At 45.1% G+C, this 18,619-nt stretch carries 14 protein-coding genes; 10 read left to right on the top strand and 4 right to left on the bottom strand.

Annotation, left to right across the window (positions count from 1 at the left end):
* Positions 1-46: 46 nt before the first annotated feature.
* The 4 genes from D2V05_RS09025 to D2V05_RS09010 all read right to left on the bottom strand — a co-directional run bounded on the left by D2V05_RS09025 (position 47) and on the right by D2V05_RS09010 (position 4,006).
* Complete coding sequence (locus D2V05_RS09025) at positions 47-1,192, bottom strand: DmpA family aminopeptidase (protein WP_235855422.1); 1,146 nt, start codon at positions 1,190-1,192, stop codon at positions 47-49.
* Positions 1,193-1,309: 117 nt separating this feature from the next.
* A complete protein-coding gene (locus D2V05_RS09020; RefSeq protein WP_235855421.1) occupies positions 1,310-1,753 on the bottom strand; it encodes a YybH family protein in 444 nt (147 codons plus the stop codon).
* 19 nt (positions 1,754-1,772) lie between these two features.
* The gene (locus D2V05_RS09015) at positions 1,773-3,200 is read right to left on the bottom strand and encodes a Gfo/Idh/MocA family protein (protein WP_119647277.1); all 1,428 of its coding nucleotides are present in this window, start codon (positions 3,198-3,200) and stop codon (positions 1,773-1,775) included.
* Positions 3,201-3,214: 14 nt separating this feature from the next.
* On the bottom strand, positions 3,215-4,006 hold the full coding sequence (locus tag D2V05_RS09010) for a 3-keto-disaccharide hydrolase (RefSeq protein WP_119639127.1): 792 nt from the start codon (positions 4,004-4,006) through the stop codon (positions 3,215-3,217).
* Between the two features lie 108 nt (positions 4,007-4,114).
* Between D2V05_RS09010 and D2V05_RS09005 the strand changes: the two genes are divergently transcribed.
* The 10 genes from D2V05_RS09005 (at position 4,115) to D2V05_RS08960 (ending at position 18,608) form a co-directional block, all read left to right on the top strand.
* On the top strand, positions 4,115-7,249 hold the full coding sequence (locus tag D2V05_RS09005) for a WD40/YVTN/BNR-like repeat-containing protein (RefSeq protein ID WP_119647276.1): 3,135 nt from the start codon (positions 4,115-4,117) through the stop codon (positions 7,247-7,249).
* Between the two features lie 62 nt (positions 7,250-7,311).
* A complete protein-coding gene (locus tag D2V05_RS09000; protein WP_119647275.1) occupies positions 7,312-10,434 on the top strand; it encodes a VPS10 domain-containing protein in 3,123 nt (1,040 codons plus the stop codon).
* A gap of 13 nt (positions 10,435-10,447) precedes the next feature.
* A complete protein-coding gene (locus tag D2V05_RS08995; RefSeq protein ID WP_119647274.1) occupies positions 10,448-10,993 on the top strand; it encodes a CopD family protein in 546 nt (181 codons plus the stop codon).
* 215 nt (positions 10,994-11,208) lie between these two features.
* Positions 11,209-12,615, top strand: coding sequence for a sensor histidine kinase (locus D2V05_RS08990; protein WP_119647273.1), 1,407 nt, complete (start codon positions 11,209-11,211; stop codon positions 12,613-12,615).
* A 52-nt stretch (positions 12,616-12,667) separates the two neighbouring features.
* A complete protein-coding gene (locus tag D2V05_RS08985) occupies positions 12,668-13,450 on the top strand; it encodes an enoyl-CoA hydratase/isomerase family protein (protein ID WP_119647272.1) in 783 nt (260 codons plus the stop codon).
* Between the two features lie 25 nt (positions 13,451-13,475).
* Positions 13,476-15,029, top strand: a complete 1,554-nt coding sequence (locus D2V05_RS08980) for a hypothetical protein (RefSeq protein ID WP_183114811.1) — start codon at positions 13,476-13,478, stop codon at positions 15,027-15,029.
* A gap of 215 nt (positions 15,030-15,244) precedes the next feature.
* On the top strand, positions 15,245-16,189 hold the full coding sequence (locus D2V05_RS08975) for a collagen-like protein (RefSeq protein WP_147378258.1): 945 nt from the start codon (positions 15,245-15,247) through the stop codon (positions 16,187-16,189).
* A 178-nt stretch (positions 16,190-16,367) separates the two neighbouring features.
* On the top strand, positions 16,368-16,964 hold the full coding sequence (locus D2V05_RS08970) for a collagen-like triple helix repeat-containing protein (protein ID WP_119647270.1): 597 nt from the start codon (positions 16,368-16,370) through the stop codon (positions 16,962-16,964).
* A gap of 231 nt (positions 16,965-17,195) precedes the next feature.
* Entirely contained in the window at positions 17,196-17,426 is a 231-nt protein-coding gene (locus D2V05_RS08965; RefSeq protein WP_119647269.1) for a hypothetical protein, read from the top strand.
* Between the two features lie 108 nt (positions 17,427-17,534).
* Positions 17,535-18,608 carry a PA0069 family radical SAM protein gene (locus D2V05_RS08960; protein WP_119647268.1) on the top strand — a complete coding sequence of 358 codons (1,074 nt, stop codon included), beginning with the start codon at positions 17,535-17,537 and terminating at the stop codon, positions 18,606-18,608.
* The last annotated feature ends 11 nt before the right edge of the window (positions 18,609-18,619 follow it).

Genomic DNA, 18,619 nt, shown 5'->3' with positions numbered 1-18,619 from the left:
AGGTTAGTGTGAAATGAAGGGAGAATGTTACAGGTTAATTGAAAAACTATTCCATCTTCCCGGCCTCCTTCAACATTTCCATCACTTTTTCCTTGGGAAGCGCCTCGACTTTGTGCCCATCCCGTCCGGTCATCGTTTCGGCGGCAAAAAGGGAATTGAGAATGGCTTCCTCCGTGGCTTCGATGGTGGCCAAAAACAAAGGAGTCATGGCTTCATTGCGCAAGGTGGGTACCGTCTGAATAGGGTTTTCACTTTCGTAGGGAATACGGCATTCCTCTGCAGTGGAAACGGCTATCACATAATCGCCACTACCGTTGCTGGCAATGCCACCTGTTCTGGCCAACCCAAGCATCGCCCTTTTGGCCAAGCGTTTCAGGTTTCGGGCATCCAAAGGCGCATCGGTCAATACCACCATCATACAGGAACCGTCAGGGGAATATTTAAAACTGTCGGAATACTGCCCCAATTTTTTGCCCACTTCCACTCCGGCCACTTGCAACACGCCACCAAAATTGGTCTGCACCAATACACCCACGGTATAGCCACCAGATTGTTTCGGCAAGACTCGGGATGCGGTGCCAATGCCGCCTTTAAAACCAAAACAAATGGTTCCCGTTCCTGCACCTACGTTGCCCTCGGCAACAGGTCCCGTTTTTGCATTTTGGATGGCATGGAGCACATCAGCTTCGGTAACATGTCGCCCTCGAATATCATTGAGGTAGCCATCGTTGGTCTCGCCCACCACCGCATTAACCGAACGGACTTCTTCGTTGCCAGATTGATTCAAAGTATATTCAATGACTGCATTCACAGCCGTGGGAACACTCAAGGTATTGGTGAGGATGATGGGCGTTTCCAGATTCCCCAATTCCTTCACTTGGGTATAACCGGCCAATTTCCCAAATCCGTTGCCGACATAAATGGCCGCCGGCACTTTCTCCTGAAAAATATTTCCGGAGTGCGGAAGTATGGCCGTTACCCCAGTTCTGATGGCATCGCCCTCGATCAAAGTTGTATGGCCCACCTGAACGCCAGGAACATCGGTAATGGCATTGAGGGTTCCGGGATGGAGCACCCCAATGGCTACTCCGTGGTCTCTAAGTCGGTTTTGTGACATGGTGAACAATGGAAAAAGGATCAGGAAAATAAAAGATAAGGTATGGTGTTTTCTTTTCATTTGGGTTGATGGCATGTGGCATCCAATTTAACCATTATCCATCAAAAAGGAAACCCCTAAAGCCCATGTTCCGAGAGAAAAAAGAAAGGGGCCTAGGCCCCTGAAAAATAAAGCGTGGAAAATATACTGCGGTTACTCCACTTTACACGAAGTGTCCGCAATGATCTTCCAAGCTCCATCTATTTTCTTAAGCACCAACATAAAAATGCCTTGGGTATCGCCCACCGGTCGGGTCAAATGGTATTCCCCCATCACGGTGTAAGCATCATCATTGATTTTGGAAATGTCGTTAGTGACAAATTCCAAATGTCCAAAATGTTCTTGGGTCGGATAGCTTTTTTTGTATCGCTCCAAAGTCTTTTGCCAGCCTTTTACCACACCTGCACTGCCATAAAAGGTCAGTTCTTCGGATTTCCAATAGGTTTCCATAAACAGCTCAATATTAAAATTGTTCCAAGCTGTTTGTTGGGTGGCAAGTACTTGCGCAATAGCGTCCCTTTCCTCTTGTTCTTTCGAAGTCTGAGCAATACAAAACAAAGGTAGAACCAAGAGGAGGCACAACACTTTTTTCATCATTGATGCTATTTTGGAACTTCTAAAAATTACGGTAATCCCCGGCCAAATATTGGTTGGCCTTTTCTTCCTTGAACTTGGCGGCTTCCGCATCCCAATGCAAGGTTTCACCAGGGAAACGACCTGCAATGGTGCCCAAAAGAATGGTTTCGGTCAACCGTGCCGCATAATTGAACGGGGCAGAAGTTTCACCTTTGCCCAAACAGGCGTCCACAAATTGGTGGTAATGCTTTGGACCTTCGGTTTCATAATTTCGGATGGGCTCGCCCAAATTGTTTTCCTTGGAAACCTTGGCAATTTCTTTGGAGATATCCACATATTTGCCCTTTCTGATTTTCTTGGGCAATTGCATAAAGTGCGGAAGCAACAATCGTCCTTTCTCACCAACGAACATGGCCCCTTGATCGGGAAGCTCATTTTCGGCGGCTACCTTGGCATCCAACGACATTTTATCCTTCATGCTTTCCTCTTTGGAGACTTTGCCGTCTTTGCCCATGGTCATACCAGGCAATAAAAGGTCTTCACTCAAAGCAGGAGCTCCAGGACCGTCATACCAGACCCATTTCAAGGTCTCGGTGGTGTATGGGGTTTGAGGAAATTCATAAGTTACCGTATTGTGTTCCGGATATCCAAAACCGTTGGTAGGGCGGCATTCTGTCATGATGGTTCGGGGAACATCCAATTGCAGGGCATTGTATGGGGTATCGAAAATATGGACACCCATATCGCCCAAAGTGCCACAACCATAATCCATCAATTTTCTCCAATTGCCTGGGTGGTACATACCATCTTTATAAGGTCTTTCCTTGGAAGTGCCCAACCACAGGTTCCAGTCCAATTGGGTAGGAACCGGGTCTTCCCCTTGTGGAAGCGGGCCATCATACCCCCAGTTTTTAGGGGACCAGGCATGTACGGTATGCACTTTACCAATAATACCGGATTGAATGAGCAACGTCGCTAGTTTGTAATCGTAAAAGGAATGTACCTGGATTCCCATTTGGGTGACCAGGCCTTTATCGGCGGCCATTTTTTTCATGGCCCGTGACTCGGAAACGTAATGGGTCAAAGGTTTTTGACAGTACACAGGTTTGTTCATTTCCATGGCCATCATGGAAGCTGGTGCATGGGTATGATCAGGTGTGGAAACGATCACGGCATCGATCTCATCTCCCATTTCTTCCAACATGGAGCGATAATCAAAAAAGATGCGGGCCTTGGGGTGTAATTTGTGGGCAGCAGCAAGGTTCACGGCGTCCACGTCGCAGAGCGCCACCACATCCACAGAGGCATGCGATGAAATCGCCTTGAGGTCTTCACCTCCCATGTTCCCGACCCCGATATGGGCCGTACGTAATCTATCAATATTCATGGAGCCCTTTAAAATGGATGGGGCCAACATGATTCCTAGTGCGCCAACACTACTTTTCTTAATGAATTCGCGTTTGTTCATGTTCGTTTAGTAAGTTATAATTTTTTGATTTTGATATTTCGGAACCAGATAGGACTGGAATGGTCCTGCAAGGCAATATAGCCTGTTTTGAATTTGCCATAGTCGGGGGCGTTGTCCCATTTTCCAGAAGCCTTTTTGGCATTCCATTCTTCGGACCATGGTACAAATTCCAATAATTTCTTGCCGTTGAGCCAATGCTCAACCTTTTCAGGGGTAAACACGATCTTGGTGGTGTTCCATTCCATGACAGGGTTCAGCTGCTTTTGTGATTCATCGGCCACGTGCATGGCGTAATCGGCACCAGTTTTCTGCCAATCTTGGAGCAACTCCGGATGTTCGGCACCAAATTGAGAATTGTAACCCACCAGATCGTGGATGTTGGCATAGTTCTCGTCATCGATCAACTGATATTCAGGGGCCACAACAGGTGGGCCGTCATAGCCTTCCTTTACATGGTAAAAAATGCCGCTGTTTCCTCCTTCGGGGATTTTCCATTCCAGGTATAGTTCAAAATTATCGAACTCTTCCGCACCGTAGAGGATGTCCTTTCCACCGGTGTAATTCTGTTCCAGACCCAATTCCGTATCAAAGGTGAGGGTGCTGTCTTTTATCGTCCATCCGGGAGGGAGGGAATCCATGTTGTATCCGCGCCAACCTTCAAGACTGCTGCCATCAAAAAGAGTGATCCACTCGGATTCTTTTTCAGCATTGGTGTCGGTGGTTTCAGGTTCATCCGTGGGCTTGGATTGATTCTTACAGGCTAGAACAAGTAAAAAAAGAAGGGAAAGCTTTAAAATTTTAGACATGGTTTAGTTGTTGGTATTTATTCTGATGGGTTAAAGTACAAAATATTGATTAACTTTTTTTGCACCATTTTCATTACATTTAAGCCTGACTAACTCAACACTTTAAAAATGAAGACTTGCTTTTTCAGGATTGGCTTGCTTATGCTGGCTAGTACCTTGTTCGTTACCCCGATCCATTCCCAAAGAAATAAGAAAAACCAGAGTGCTCCCGAATATCCGGAAGCCTTGTATTCCAGTTTGGAGTACCGATTGATCGGACCCTTCCGTGGGGGTCGTTCCGGTACGGTGGCCGGAGTGGAGGGCCAACCCAATCTATTCTATTTTGGTGCCACTGGAGGAGGTGTTTGGAGAACCACCGATGGAGGTACCACTTGGGAGAATATTTCGGATGGATTTTTTGGTGGGAGTATCGGTGCCGTTGAGGTGGCGAAGAGCGACCACAATGTCATTTACGTTGGGGGCGGGGAAGAAACCGTTCGTGGCAACGTATCTTCCGGTTATGGTGCCTGGAAAACCGAAGATGCCGGAAAAACGTGGCAATCCATCGGGTTGGAAAATAGCCGACACATCTCTCGGATGAGGATTCACCCAACCGACTACAATACGGTGTATGCCGCAGTAATGGGCAACTTGTATAAACCGACCCAAGATCGTGGAGTGTACAAGACTACCGATGGAGGTAAAACCTGGAAAAAGGTACTTTATGCCAACGATTTGGCAGGTGCCGTGGATTTGATTTTTGATCCCAATAACCCAAGAATTTTATATGCCTCTACATGGAAGGTGCAACGTACTCCCTACAGTTTAAGTAGTGGAGGGGAAGGTTCGGCGCTTTGGAAAAGTACAGATAGTGGCGAAACCTGGACCGAAATATCCAAAAACGAAGGGTTCCCAACAGATACTTTGGGGATTATTGGAGTAACCGTTTCTCCCAAAAACAGCAACCGTGTTTGGGCCATGGTCGAGAACAAGGATAAAGGTGGTCTGTACCGTTCAGACGACGGTGGTAAAAAATGGACACTTGTCAATAGCGATAGAAGCCTAAGGCAAAGGGCGTGGTATTACACTAGGGTCTATGCCGATACCAATGATGAAAATGTGGTATATGTGCTCAATGTAAACTACCATAAAAGTACGGATGGAGGTAAAACATTTCAATCTTCCAATGCGCCGCATGGGGATCACCATGATCTTTGGATCGCTCCTGAGGATTCCAAACGCATGATCATGGCGGACGATGGTGGTGCGCAGATCAGTTATGATGGTGGTGAATCTTGGAGTACCATGAACAATCAACCTACCGCACAATTTTACAGGGTGACCACGGACAATGCGTTCCCTTACAGAATTTATGTAGCCCAGCAGGATAATTCCACTTTGAGGATTAAACACAGGAGTGATGGTTTTGCCATTGGGGAAGATGACTGGGAAGAAACCGCTGGTGGTGAATCGGCACATATTGCTGTGGATCCTGCCAATGATGATATTGTTTATGGCGGTAGCTACGATGGCTTTTTGGTGCGTGTTAACCATGCAAAAAATACCGTTAGGGGAGTAAATGTTTGGCCGGATAACCCTATGGGTTATGGAGCCGAAGGGATGAAGTATCGTTTTCAATGGAACTTCCCCATCATGTTCAGTAAGCATGATCCCAAAAAACTGTATACGTTCTCCAACCATGTGCACATGACCACCAATGAAGGGCAGAGTTGGGAATTGTTGAGTGGTGACCTTACCAGGAACGATCCAACGAAACTGGTTTCCAGTGGTGGACCCATCACTCAGGACAACACCAGTGTGGAATATTACTGTACCATTTTTGCGGCCAATGAAAGTCCTTTAAAAGAAGGCTTGCTTTGGGTAGGTAGTGATGATGGTCTGATCCATGTGACCAAGGATGGTGGCAAGACTTGGGAGAATGTAACTCCATCCATCATGCCCGAATGGAACATGGTCAACAGCATAGAACCTTCCGCTTTTGATGAAGGCACTTGCTATGTGGCCGCTACGCGATACAAATTGGGAGATTTTAAACCCTATTTGTACAAAACCACCGATTATGGCAAAACCTGGTCGTTGATTACCAACGGTATTGAGGATGAACATTTTACCCGTGTGGTGCGTGAAGATCCAAAACGCAAAGGGTTGTTATATGCCGGTACCGAAACCGGAATGTACATTTCCTTTAATGATGGGGCCAAATGGGAGAAATTCCAAATGAACCTGCCCATTGTTCCTATCACGGATTTGACCATTAAGGATGATAACCTGATCGTAGCCACCCAAGGTAGGAGCCTATGGATCATTGACGACCTTACCGTGCTTCACCAATTGAATGATGCCAAGAAAACGGCCAGCACCATCTTGTACAAACCAAGGGAGAGCTACAGAACAAAAGGCAACGTGGCCAGAAGACCTTCTAAGACCGAAGGAACGAACTTGGCCAATGGGGTTATTACCCACTTTTATCTGAAAGACGTCGCCGACAAGGACAGTATTTCCCTTACCTATACCAAAATGAACGGGGATACCTTGGCCACCTACAGTACCTATTCCAAAGAGAAGGATAAAAAATTGGAGGTCAAAAAAGGAGGGAATACCCACGTTTGGGACACTCGCGGTAAAAGCGCCGAACGTTTGGACGGTATGATTCTTTGGTGGGCCAACCTTAGCGGTCCCAAGGCAGTTCCAGGTACTTACAAAGTCCATTTGAATGTAAACGGGAAAACCCAAACGGAAGATTTCAAGATTCTTCCAGATCCTAGGGCAGAGGCTTCTGTTGCCGATATGCAGAAGCAATACGATTTCATTTCAGAAATAAATGAGACCATTGACTTGGCACACCAATCCATCAAAAAGATAAGGGGCATCAACAAAAAATTGGATGAGTTCATTGCCAAATACAAAGGCAATGATGCCACCAAAGAAGTGGTGGAAAAAGCAAAGGCCATGAAGGAAAAATTCGGGACCATAGAGAAGGAACTATACCAGACCCAAAACCGAAGTGGGCAAGATCCACTGAACTTCCCCATTCGATTGACCAATAAGTTAGGTCACCTGAACAGTCTGGTTTCCATGGACGATTTCCCACCAACGGAACAGGATATTGCCGTTAAGGAGGAATTATCAGCTGGTATAAAGGCACAATTGGCCGATTTTGATAAATTGGTTGATGATGAGGTTGCCGCATTCAACGCAGAGTTCAACAAGCTCAATCTGGATTATTTGAGCATAGAAGAATAAACATCAAAGCCCCTTGCCATCCGGTAAGGGGTTTATTTTTAGAACACAAAGGAATCAGAAGGATGAAAAAGTCAATGTTGATTTTGGGACTGTTGTCCTGTACAATGGCCATGGCCCAGACCGCCAATGAGTATTTCGAGACCATGAAATTCAGGAACATCGGACCGTTCCGCGGAGGGCGTTCCGTAACGGCCAGCGGTGTAATCGGTGATCCGCTTACGTATTACATGGGCACCACCGGGGGCGGACTTTGGAAGACCACCAATGCAGGAGGCAAATGGGACAATATCTCCGACGGCTTTTTTGAAATGGGTTCCGTTGGGGCCGTGTCTGTTTCGGAATCTAACCCAAATATTGTGTATTGCGGTATGGGGGAACACGCTCCTCGTGGGGTCATGACCTCTTATGGTGATGGGGTGTATCGATCCAACGATGCAGGCAAGACCTGGATCAAATTGGGACTGGAACAGACACAACATATTTCACGGATTATCATTCATCCGACAAATCCTGAGATTGTGTATGTGGCCGCGCAAGGAGCCTTATTTGCCCCGAACAAGGAAAGAGGCGTTTACCGTTCCATGGATGGGGGTAAGACTTGGGAGAACGTTCTATTTGTGAATGAAAGCACGGGTGCCGCGGAACTTTCCATGGATGCCAATAATCCGTTGGTGCTGTATGCAGCCATGTGGGAACATCAACGCAAACCCAATTATGTCATGAGTGGTGGGGCAGGCAGTGGACTCTACAAAAGTACCGATGGAGGAAATACTTGGAAAGAGTTGACCGAAGGTCTTCCCAAAGAAAAGGGAAAGATGGGTATTGCAGTGAGTCCTGCCAATTCGGATAAGGTATATGCCATCATCGAGAGTGACTCCAACCAGGATAAAGGTGGTTTGTTCGTTTCCAACGATGCGGGCAACAGCTGGAGCATGGTCAGTGGTGATAACCGCTTGGTGCAACGCGCTTGGTACTATATTGAGGTGTTTGCGGATCCCAATGATGAGGATACAGTATATGTGCTCAGCGCTGAAATATTCCGTTCCGAAGATGGCGGGAAAACATGGGAGACCATATCGGTTCCCCATGGAGATACCCACAACCTTTGGATCAATCCCAATAATTCCAACAATATGGTGATGGCGGACGATGGAGGGGCCACCATTACGTATGATTATGGAAAAAACTGGACCCTGCCCTATAATATGCCCACAGCACAGTTTTATCGCATCAACACGGACAATCTTTTTCCTTACAATATTTATGGCGGGCAACAGGACAATACTTCGGTGAAAATAGCAAGTCTTTCCGTAGGCAGATGGAGCATCGGCCAAGAAGATTGGCATTATGCCGCAGGTGGCGAAAGTGCCTTTTTGGCGTTTGACCCGGATCATCCAAGATATGTGATGGGAGGCAGTTATTTGGGGACCATTGAGTTGCTGGATATGGAATCCAAAATGGCCACCGATGTGATGGCGGCCCCTATTCAATATTTGGGGAGAGAGGCTAGGGACATGAAGTACCTTTTTAACTGGAACGCTCCCATTATTTGGTCCCAACACGAACCGGGTACTTTTTACCACGGAGCGCAATTGGTGTTGCGTACCCGTGATAATGGACTTACTTGGGAGGAAATATCCCCTGATCTGACCCGAAAACAAGATGATAAGCAAGGCAATGGCGGCGGCCCTTATACCAACGAAGCTGTTGGGGCCGAAAACTATGGTACCTTGGCTTATATCATCGAATCTCCCCATGAAAAAGGAGTGTTGTACACGGGTAGTGATGATGGATTGGTATACGTCACCAAAAATGGTGGGGAGACCTGGGAGAACATCACCCCAAAGGGGTTAAAGGAATGTTTGGTGAACGCCATTGAGGTTTCTCCCCATGACCCGGCAACAGTCTACATCGCTACTACTCGATATAAATTTAACGATTACACCCCGGCATTGTACAAAAGCTCGGATTATGGCAAAACGTGGACGAATATCAGTAACGGTATTCCTTATGGAGCCTTTACTCGGGTGGTCAGGGAAGATCAGGAACAAAAAGGACTCTTGTACGCGGGGACCGAAAAAGGACTTTATGTTTCTTGGAACGATGGGAAAAGTTGGGAACCCTTGCAATTGAATTTGCCCAAGACCCCGATCACCGATTTAAAAGTACACCAAGGAGATTTGATCGTTGCCACTTCTGGAAGATCATTTTGGATTTTGGACAACATTACTACCCTATCCCAATACAAGGGAGATTCCGCATCACTGAAACTGTTTAAGCCAGAGGAGACCGTTCACGGATTCTGGGGAAGCCCACTCAACAGTAGTTCCAAAAAGGTGGAGGGGACCAATCCTTACGAAGGGGTCAACCCCGCCAATGGCATGGTCATCTATTACAACTTGCCCAAAGCCATGGATAGCACCGAGATCACCATGGAAATCAAGAACGGTCAAGGCAAGGTGGTCCGTACGTTCAGCTCTAAAAAGGATGAAAGTTATGTGCCGCATCACGGGGGAGGCGCACCTCCTGCTCCTGTCTTGGGAACGGATAAGGGCCTTAACCGATTTGTTTGGGATTTAAAGACCCCTATCCTGCCCGGGATTCCCAATGTTTATATTGAAGCCAATTTTACAGGACACAAAGTACCTCCCGGAAATTATACCATCAGTTTAAAAGCGGATGGGCAAACAGTCAGCACCCAGGGGATGATTGTACCCACACCCAATACCGATATGACCCAGGAACGGTTTGAGGAACAGGACCGGTTTATGAATGAGCTTGAGGCCAATCTCACGGATATGCACAACAAGTTGAACGCGTTGTTCAAGGTGCAGGGCCAATTAAAGGATTTGCTGAAGGATTTGGATAACGAAGACCTCAAAAAAGAAGGGCAATCGCTTCTGGATAAATTGAAAGCTTGGGACGAGGATATGGTACAGCGAAAATCGCAGGCGTATGACGATGTGGAGAATTTCCCGAACAAGTTTACGGCTGAGTACTTATTTTTGATGAACCAGAGCAACAGTTCCCTGCCCAGGGTGAACCAATCTTCCAAGGATCGAAGAAAGGAATTGGATGCCCAATGGGTAGGATTGAAACAAAGAGCAGAGACCTTGATAAAGACCGACATCCCCAATTTCAACAAAAAGCTTTGGGAAAATGGGGTAGGTGCCATCAGAATGTAAAATATAGAAGATCGTGTTATACAATTACATAAAATCGTTGCACCTTATTTTTGTGGTGACCTGGTTTGCCGGGTTGTTCTACATCCCTAGATTGTTCATTTACCATATTGAGGCATGGCAGAAACCGTCACCCGATAAGGAAATCCTTTCGGAACAATTAAAATTGATGACCAAGCGATTGTGGTACATCATCACATGGCCTTCGGCCGTTTTGTGCACCCTTTTCGCTATCTGGCTTTTGATTTTGATGCCAGGGTGGCTCCAACAACCGTGGATGCACGTAAAATTAGCCTTTGTTGTGCTGCTTTTTGTGTACCATTTCAAGTGTCATCAGATATTTAAACAAATGCAACGGGACGATATCCGGTACACTTCCAAATTTATGCGGATATGGAACGAGGTGGCCACCATCATCCTATTTGCCGTAGTGTTCTTGGTGATTTTGAAAAGTGCCTTCAATTGGATCTACGGCATTGTGGGGATGTTCGTCTTGGCCATCCTTTTAATGCTGGGGATAAAAATGTACAAACGGTATCGGGAGAAACACCCAGATGCTTGATAAGAGCAAGTACAAGTTTCAAGTTCAATTACAATCTGAATTTTTAGCCAAACAATGTCCTGAACTTTCTTTTTCACTTTGACTCGTTTTTGAACTTGAGCTTGTGTTTGAACTTGTACCTTGTCATTGGTTGGCGCGATAATTGATTACATTTATCATCAAATCAGGCAGTATTGTTCACTAAATTATCCCTACGGTCCCGTATTTTCTTTGGTATGATCACCTTGGTGGTCATTGCCTCTGTGTTGATCGCGGGGATAACCATCTATCAATATAAAGAACAAGGCAAGGACTATCATGACGATAGGTTGCAGCGAAAGGAGGAACAGATCCTCAAGAGCATATCCTATGTGCTAAAGGAAACCACATACCCCGTGAACACCGAGAATCTAGGACTCATTTTTAGGGACGAGATCTACAAGATCGCGAATGTGGAAAACGTTAACTTCAACATATACGACCTTGAAGGTAACCTGATCAAAAGTTCACGACCGAGTTTTGAGGCGGACTCCATAGCCAATTGCCTAAACTCCAATGTTTTGAATTACCTGAGAGACACTGGGGAATCGAGGTTTGTGGAGGAGAAACGCGCCGCTGGGGATAACTATCAGGCGACGTATACCTATATCAACGATCTCAAATTTAAGCCCATCGGTATCTTGAACCTGCCTTATTTTGAGGACAACACTTTCAACAACAAGGAGCTCAAGGAATTTCTTTTCCGATTGGGGATGGTCTATCTTTTAATGCTGATCCTGGCGATCGGATTGGCCTATTTCATTTCAAAATATATCACCAGATCACTACAGACCATATCCGATAAGATCAACAGGACCAACCTTACCCGCCAGAATGAGAAAATCTATTTGGCCAATCCAGGCGATGAAATTGCAAAACTGGTGGATTCGTACAACCGTATGATAGATGAGTTGGAGGAAAGTGCCGTAAAATTGGCCCGAAGTGAAAGGGAACAGGCTTGGAGGGAAATGGCCAAACAAGTGGCCCATGAAATCAAGAACCCATTGACACCGCTGCGGCTGACCGTACAAAGTTTTGAACGGAAATTCGACCCCAATGATCCCGACATCCAAAAGAAGGTGAACGAGTTTTCCAAGACGTTGATCCAGCAAATCGATACCATGAGCAATATTGCCACCGCGTTTTCGAGTTTTGCAGATATGCCCGCACAGCAAAACGAGACATTGAACGTGGTGAAAGTGGTAAGACTGGCCTTGGAAATCTTTAATGAGGACTATATCCATTTCATCGCGGACGAAGAGGAGATCATTGCGAAGTTGGACCGCACCCAATTGATCCGTGTCATTACCAATTTGGTAAAAAATGCCATACAGGCCGTACCCGATGTGGAGTCGCCTAGAATCTTGGTCACTGTGGCCACCGAAGGCCCCCATGTGAAAATTTCGGTAGCGGACAATGGGGTGGGCATCTTGGACGAGAACCGGGAAAAGGTTTTCGAGCCCAAATTTACCACAAAATCCAGTGGTACCGGACTCGGTTTGGGAATGGTTAAAAACATAGTGGAAAACTATGGGGGAACCATTAACTTTACTTCAAAGATTGGAAAGGGAACGGTGTTCACCATCCGATTTCCCAAGGAATAAAAAAGATAATATGTGATTGGAAAAATCTCCGACCTCCTTCAAAATAGTACTTATGAAATACGAGAACATCTACATCGAGGAAGAAAAGCAATGGGCCACCATTACCATCAATAGGCCCACCAAACTAAATGCCCTGAACAAAAGGACCATTGAGGAGCTTCACGTGGCCTTCAAGGAATTGGATGAGGACCCCGAGATCAAGGTGATCATTATTACGGGTACCGGGGAAAAAGCATTTGTTGCAGGTGCGGATATTTCAGAGTTTGCCCATTTTTCGGTGAAGGAAGGAAGGCAATTGTCGGCCATGGGACAAAAGAACCTGTTCAATCTGATTGAGAACTTAACAACTCCTGTCATTGCCGCCATTAACGGATTTGCATTGGGTGGTGGATTGGAACTGGCCTTGGCGTGCCATTTTAGGGTGGCGAGCAGCAATGCAAGAATGGGGCTTCCGGAAGTGTCCCTTGGTGTAATCCCGGGTTATGGGGGTACACAACGTTTGCCACAACTCATCGGCAAGGGTAGGGCCATGGAATTGATCATGACGGCCAGTATGATCGATGCGGACAAAGCTTTCGCCTACGGACTGGTAAACCATGTGGTTTCTCCCGAGGAATTATTACCACTTTGCGAGAAATTGGCGAGCAGGATATCGAATAATTCCACTGTGGCCATAAAACATGCAATAAAAGCGGTAAATGCAGGTTTTAAGTATGACGCCGATGGCTATGCCGTGGAAATAGATGCCTTTGGCCATTGCTTTGGTACGGACGACTTTAAAGAAGGCACAACTGCCTTTTTGGAAAAACGCAAAGCAGATTTCCCCGGATCATGACCGTTAGCCTTAACCAAGCCAGACCATGATTAAAAAACAGATTCTTCTACTTTGCCTAGTGTTTGCGGGAATAATGGCATCTGCCCAAAAAATGCCCGTGAGCTATGATTTTGGTGAAAAATACAATGATAGGTACCGCTATTCCAACCTTATGACCATTGATGAAGATGGTACAGGAGGCTACATATTGGTAAGGGCCTACTACCAAGGATTGATCCTTAGGCCCAAAGGCTATCTCATTGAACATTACAACAGCGACCTTGAACTGGTTTCGGAATACAACTACAAGCTCAAGGGCCTGGACTTTGTAAATGGTTTTCTCAAGAATGGACAACTGAACCTGTTGTTCCTCAACTATAATTATGATAAGGGAGAATATGAGTATTGGGTACACAGAAGTCCAATCTTCGAGTTCAATTTCAGGACGGAAAAACTGCTTTCCATTGCTTCGGAAGAAGTGAACGATCCCGTGGGAAAAAACTACTATAATCGAAATTTCTCCAATGGGTTTACCACAGCAATCTTGTTCAATGAGGATAAAACGGGGTTCATTATCAGTACCCACCATAAAAAGGGAAAAGAGGAAAAGCACATCATCCATTTGTTCGATACTACCTTGAAGAAGCGTTTTGAATATGATTTTTCTGATGAGATCGAAGAAAAGAACTATGCTTTTGAGAATGTTGCTTTTTCCAAAGACTTGCAGACCGCTTACATTGTTGGGAAGGCCTATTTCAAGAAGAAGCGTTTTCAGGTTGATGAACGCAAGTTTCAATATGAACTGATCAAGATCACCCAAAATAGCAATCAGACCCAATCCTTTGTGGATCCTGGCAAGTATCCAGAGGCGTTGTATCCTATCCTCTTGAAAAACAGACTGGTCTGTGTAGGATTCTATGCCGATAGAAAGGACAACAGGTACAATGGTATCGCTTATTTTGATTTGGATCCCAATACCTTGGACATCCGCTCCCAGCGCTACAATCCTTTTTCCCAGCAATTCATGGACGATAAATTTGGTCGGGAAGAGGACAAGGACATCAAAAACTTAGTCTTCAAAGGAGTGGAGGTCACTCCAAGCGAGGAAATTTTCTTCAATGCGGAAGAGTACTTTGTGAGTACGGGCCTTGAGGTCACCGGAGCGGGACAACGTGTAAAAATTGAACGTTACCACTACAACGACATTGTTAGTGTGAAGCTTGCACCGAACGGCAACATGGAATGGGCCAGGAACATCAATAAAACAGAGGTTACCCAAGGCGATGGTGCCTACGCCTCCTACAGTTCTTATTGCAAGGACGGAAAAACGTACTTCTTCATCTGTACGGCAGCCGAAAACCCACAGTTGATCAATAATGAAAGGTTGATCTTTAAGCAGGGATTGAGCCGAAACCGGAATGTATTCATGATCTCATTGGATGAAAACGGCGTTATGGATTATGAAAAGATCATTGACCAACAAGAGGCCCGATTGCCCTTTATGGTTTCCATGCCGTTAAAGGATGAAGCGGCGGATAAGATGCTTTTCTATGCCAAACGGGGAGGAAAAAAGCAATTGGTAAAAGTAGATTTTAAATAAAAAGACCATAAAACATAGAAAAAGGGCTTCCCGCGGGAAGCCCTTTTTTATTGGGTTCAACCTATAAAAAGAAAGAAAAAGATTACAAAATAGGATTCATGTCAATTCCCATGCCCCATCCGTCAAACCATAGGGAGCATCGGTAAGTTTGGGTCCAGATTACCTGTTTGTGCAGCCTACTTTTGGCTTGGTAATAACCCAAATTAAAAAATATTATGAAGACATGTAAATTATTGAGTATCGCCGTACTAGCTATGGCAATGAGTTTGGTTTCCTGTTCAGGTGATGACGGGGAACAAGGGCCACAGGGCGAAAAAGGAGCCCAAGGTGAGCAGGGGGTCCAAGGGGAACAAGGTGTGCCTGGGGAGGACAAACCCAATATGGATTTTTATTTCCAGGACGGCTTTAAGGATTATGCCGGAACCAACGACGCCAGTGTTATAACGGATGGGGTAGGTGTCAATGAGGATTTAATGTCATTGTATTACTCCAACAATGGATTGGCAATAGCAGAACGTAGAGCTTTATTGCGTTTTGATGGTATTGATGAAACACTTACCTCTGCTTTGGTAAATGAAGGTGAAACCTGCGAGGATGCATTTTATATAAACAAGGCAACTTTGTATGTTTATATCTCCAATTATATCAATCAGAGTTATGACAACTTGTTCATTAAGGCAGGGTTTTATGGGAATCAAGACCCCTATTTTGTGGAAAGTGAGGTCTCCTGGTCAATGGCCAATAGCAGCGAGGATTGGGGCGATAATGGAGCGGAAAGCGAGCAATGGGCCGGACCTATTGGGTCTGACGACTATCCATTTTTATTACCCAAGGGACAGGGATCTGCCTATGGATGGTTTCCTATCTTGCTGCCAAGAAGTGTTGTAAAGGATTGGATTTGTAGTCCCAATACCAACAAAGGTATCCGTTTAAGACTTGATCCAAATACCACAGATGTGGGATCAGGCAGTATGAGTATTATCGCCAGTGAAAATAGTTTGGAAGATTTAAGGCCGTTATTGGTCATTGAAACTGAAAAGGTTGACAGTCAATCTGCAAAGAGCGCCATTTCTAATGGCAAGGATGATTGGAACAGTATGAGCTACGAAGAAAAAATGGCTCCTTTATATAGGTATTTGGAGATGAAAAAGGCCAATTAGTGATTACCCATATTTTGTAAGAAGCCCCTGAAAAGGGGCTTTTTCTTTGATAGCTAATAAGGATGAATCAATCGTAAAAGGGCATCCATCAACTGATAGGGCACTGTGGTTGATCGGTGCTCAAAACACGCTAAATGGCTTAATACATTTGGCTTTCAAAACATTAAAAACAAATAATATGAAGACAAGTAAAGTATTGGGTATGGTACTGTTGGTAGTGGCCATGGGTTTGTTTTCCTGTTCCGGTGATGACGGGGAGCAAGGCCCAAAAGGAGAACAAGGGATACCTGGTGTAGATGGCGTAGATGGAACGAACGGAACGAATGGAGAAGATGGCGTTGATGGCAACGCCAATGTACAGGCTTTTAAGATAGATATGACCGAGTGGGTAGGAGGTTCTCTTTTCCAATTTGATATGCCAATTGCAGCAGAGGAAAGAGCCAACTATGGCTATCTTTTCTATTTGGAATATGTGCTAGGGTCGGGTTCCGCTGTGCATGCAGTTCCAGGAGCTTCTGCTTTAGCTTCTTATATGTCTGATGTTGATTATACCAATGGAGATTCAAGTCCGAGTGGATATATTTCATTTAGGGACTATAATGGTGTAGGTTTTGATGTTCCAGCAGGTTCCTATATCAATTTAATAATCATTGCCGTTGAGATTAACACAACAGGTGCCAAAGCCACTCAAGCAAACGCCATGGATCAATTAAAGGCCGATGGGGTGGACACTAACGATTACCATGCGGTCGCCAAGTACTTCGGCCTTGAATAACATCTAAATTACCATTCCCAAAACAGGGATCCTAAACACTACCGGAAAACTGGGCTTTGGCCCAGTTTTTTCTTTTCAGCCCATATGATCATAAATGTGTTTTTTAAGAAGGTCATTGTTTTCCAATCAACCGGTATTCGGAATCCATCAACCCTAACAGGCCATAGGTCAACTACTTATAAAAATAAATGGCAAGCAGGTCTATTTTAGCCCAAATTATAAATCATTATCATGAAAAAACTTAACCTACTTACCATGGGCTTATGGACCCTTGGACTTTTTTTAATGTCTTGTACCAAAGATTATGATTCCGAGCCAGCAAGTGGTTCAGGTAATATTGTTACAATGGGAGAAGCAGTTGAAGTCAAATGCTGGGACCTTAACAAAAATGGTGTTGCCGACCAAGAGGAAGACAAGAACAAGGATGGTAAGGTTGATTCCAATGACTGTTCTCAATCATGAAACGTGCTAACATGAAAGCTCCTTTTTAGGGGCTTTTTTTAGTTTTTAACTTTTTGATTCAAATCCAATAAAAGGAAATATCCCATATATTTGGAATAAATCCAAAAAATGTCATCCAGTGAATTTATTAAAGGGAGAGGTGCACAGAAAAACACACCCAATACATTTCTACAACATGTGTATGAAATGCGGGAGGACTTTTTGGAGTTTTGTCGTTTGGAAGGGGAAGAAGCAGAGAGCAATAGGACCCAATACATTCCCATTTTTCCCAAGACCATTGTAAACAAAGTGGATAGCCCGGATGTGGGTATGATGTATTCCATGAACCCCTACCAAGGGTGCGAGCACGGCTGTATATATTGCTATGCGCGAAACACCCATGAGTATTGGGGCTACAGTGCCGGTCTTGATTTTGAACGACGGATTTTGGTGAAGAAATCGGCCCCAACCTTGTTGGAAGCCAAGATAAAACACAAAAATTGGGGGGCCCAGACCATTGTCCTGTCCGGAAACACGGACTGCTATCAACCCGCGGAACAAAAGTTCGAAATTACCCGGAAATGTCTGGAGGTGTTTTTAAAATATAGGCATCCCGTGGGCATTATCACCAAAAACGCTCTTATTCTAAGGGATCTGGATATCTTGAAGGAACTCAATGCCCATCAGTTGGTAGGGGTCAACGTATCGGTCACTTCGCTTTCCGAAAAAACACGAAGAATATTGGAGCCCAGAACGGTATCCATCCAAAAAAGATTGGAAACCATTCGGCTTTTATCGGAAAACAAGATTCCCGTAAATGCTATGTTGGCCCCTATGATTCCGGGGATAAACAGTCATGAACTGTTGCCTTTGGCAAAAAAGGTTTCCGAATACGGGGCCCTTTCATTCGGTCTTACCGTGGTCCGGTTGAACGGTGCCATTGGTCAAATCTTTGCCGATTGGATAAAAAAGACCATGCCCGATAGTGCTGAAAAAGTATTGCACCAGATCCAAGATTGTCATGGAGGTTCAGTAAACGATAGTCGATTTGGAGTCCGTACCAGAGGGGAGGGGAAGATAGCCGAACAGATCCATAAAATGGCACATTTGGCCAGAAAGAGGTATTTTGGGGATAAAGTATTTCCAAAACTGAACATGGACCTGCACCAGCAATACAAAGATAGCCAGATGAAATTGTTCTAGTGTCAGCATTC

The sequence above is a fragment of the Flagellimonas pelagia genome (assembly GCF_003584135.1).
GTDB lineage: Bacteria > Bacteroidota > Bacteroidia > Flavobacteriales > Flavobacteriaceae > Flagellimonas > Flagellimonas pelagia.
The sequence above is the reverse complement of the archived record's forward strand: the minus strand, read 5'-3'. Positions and strand labels throughout refer to the sequence as shown.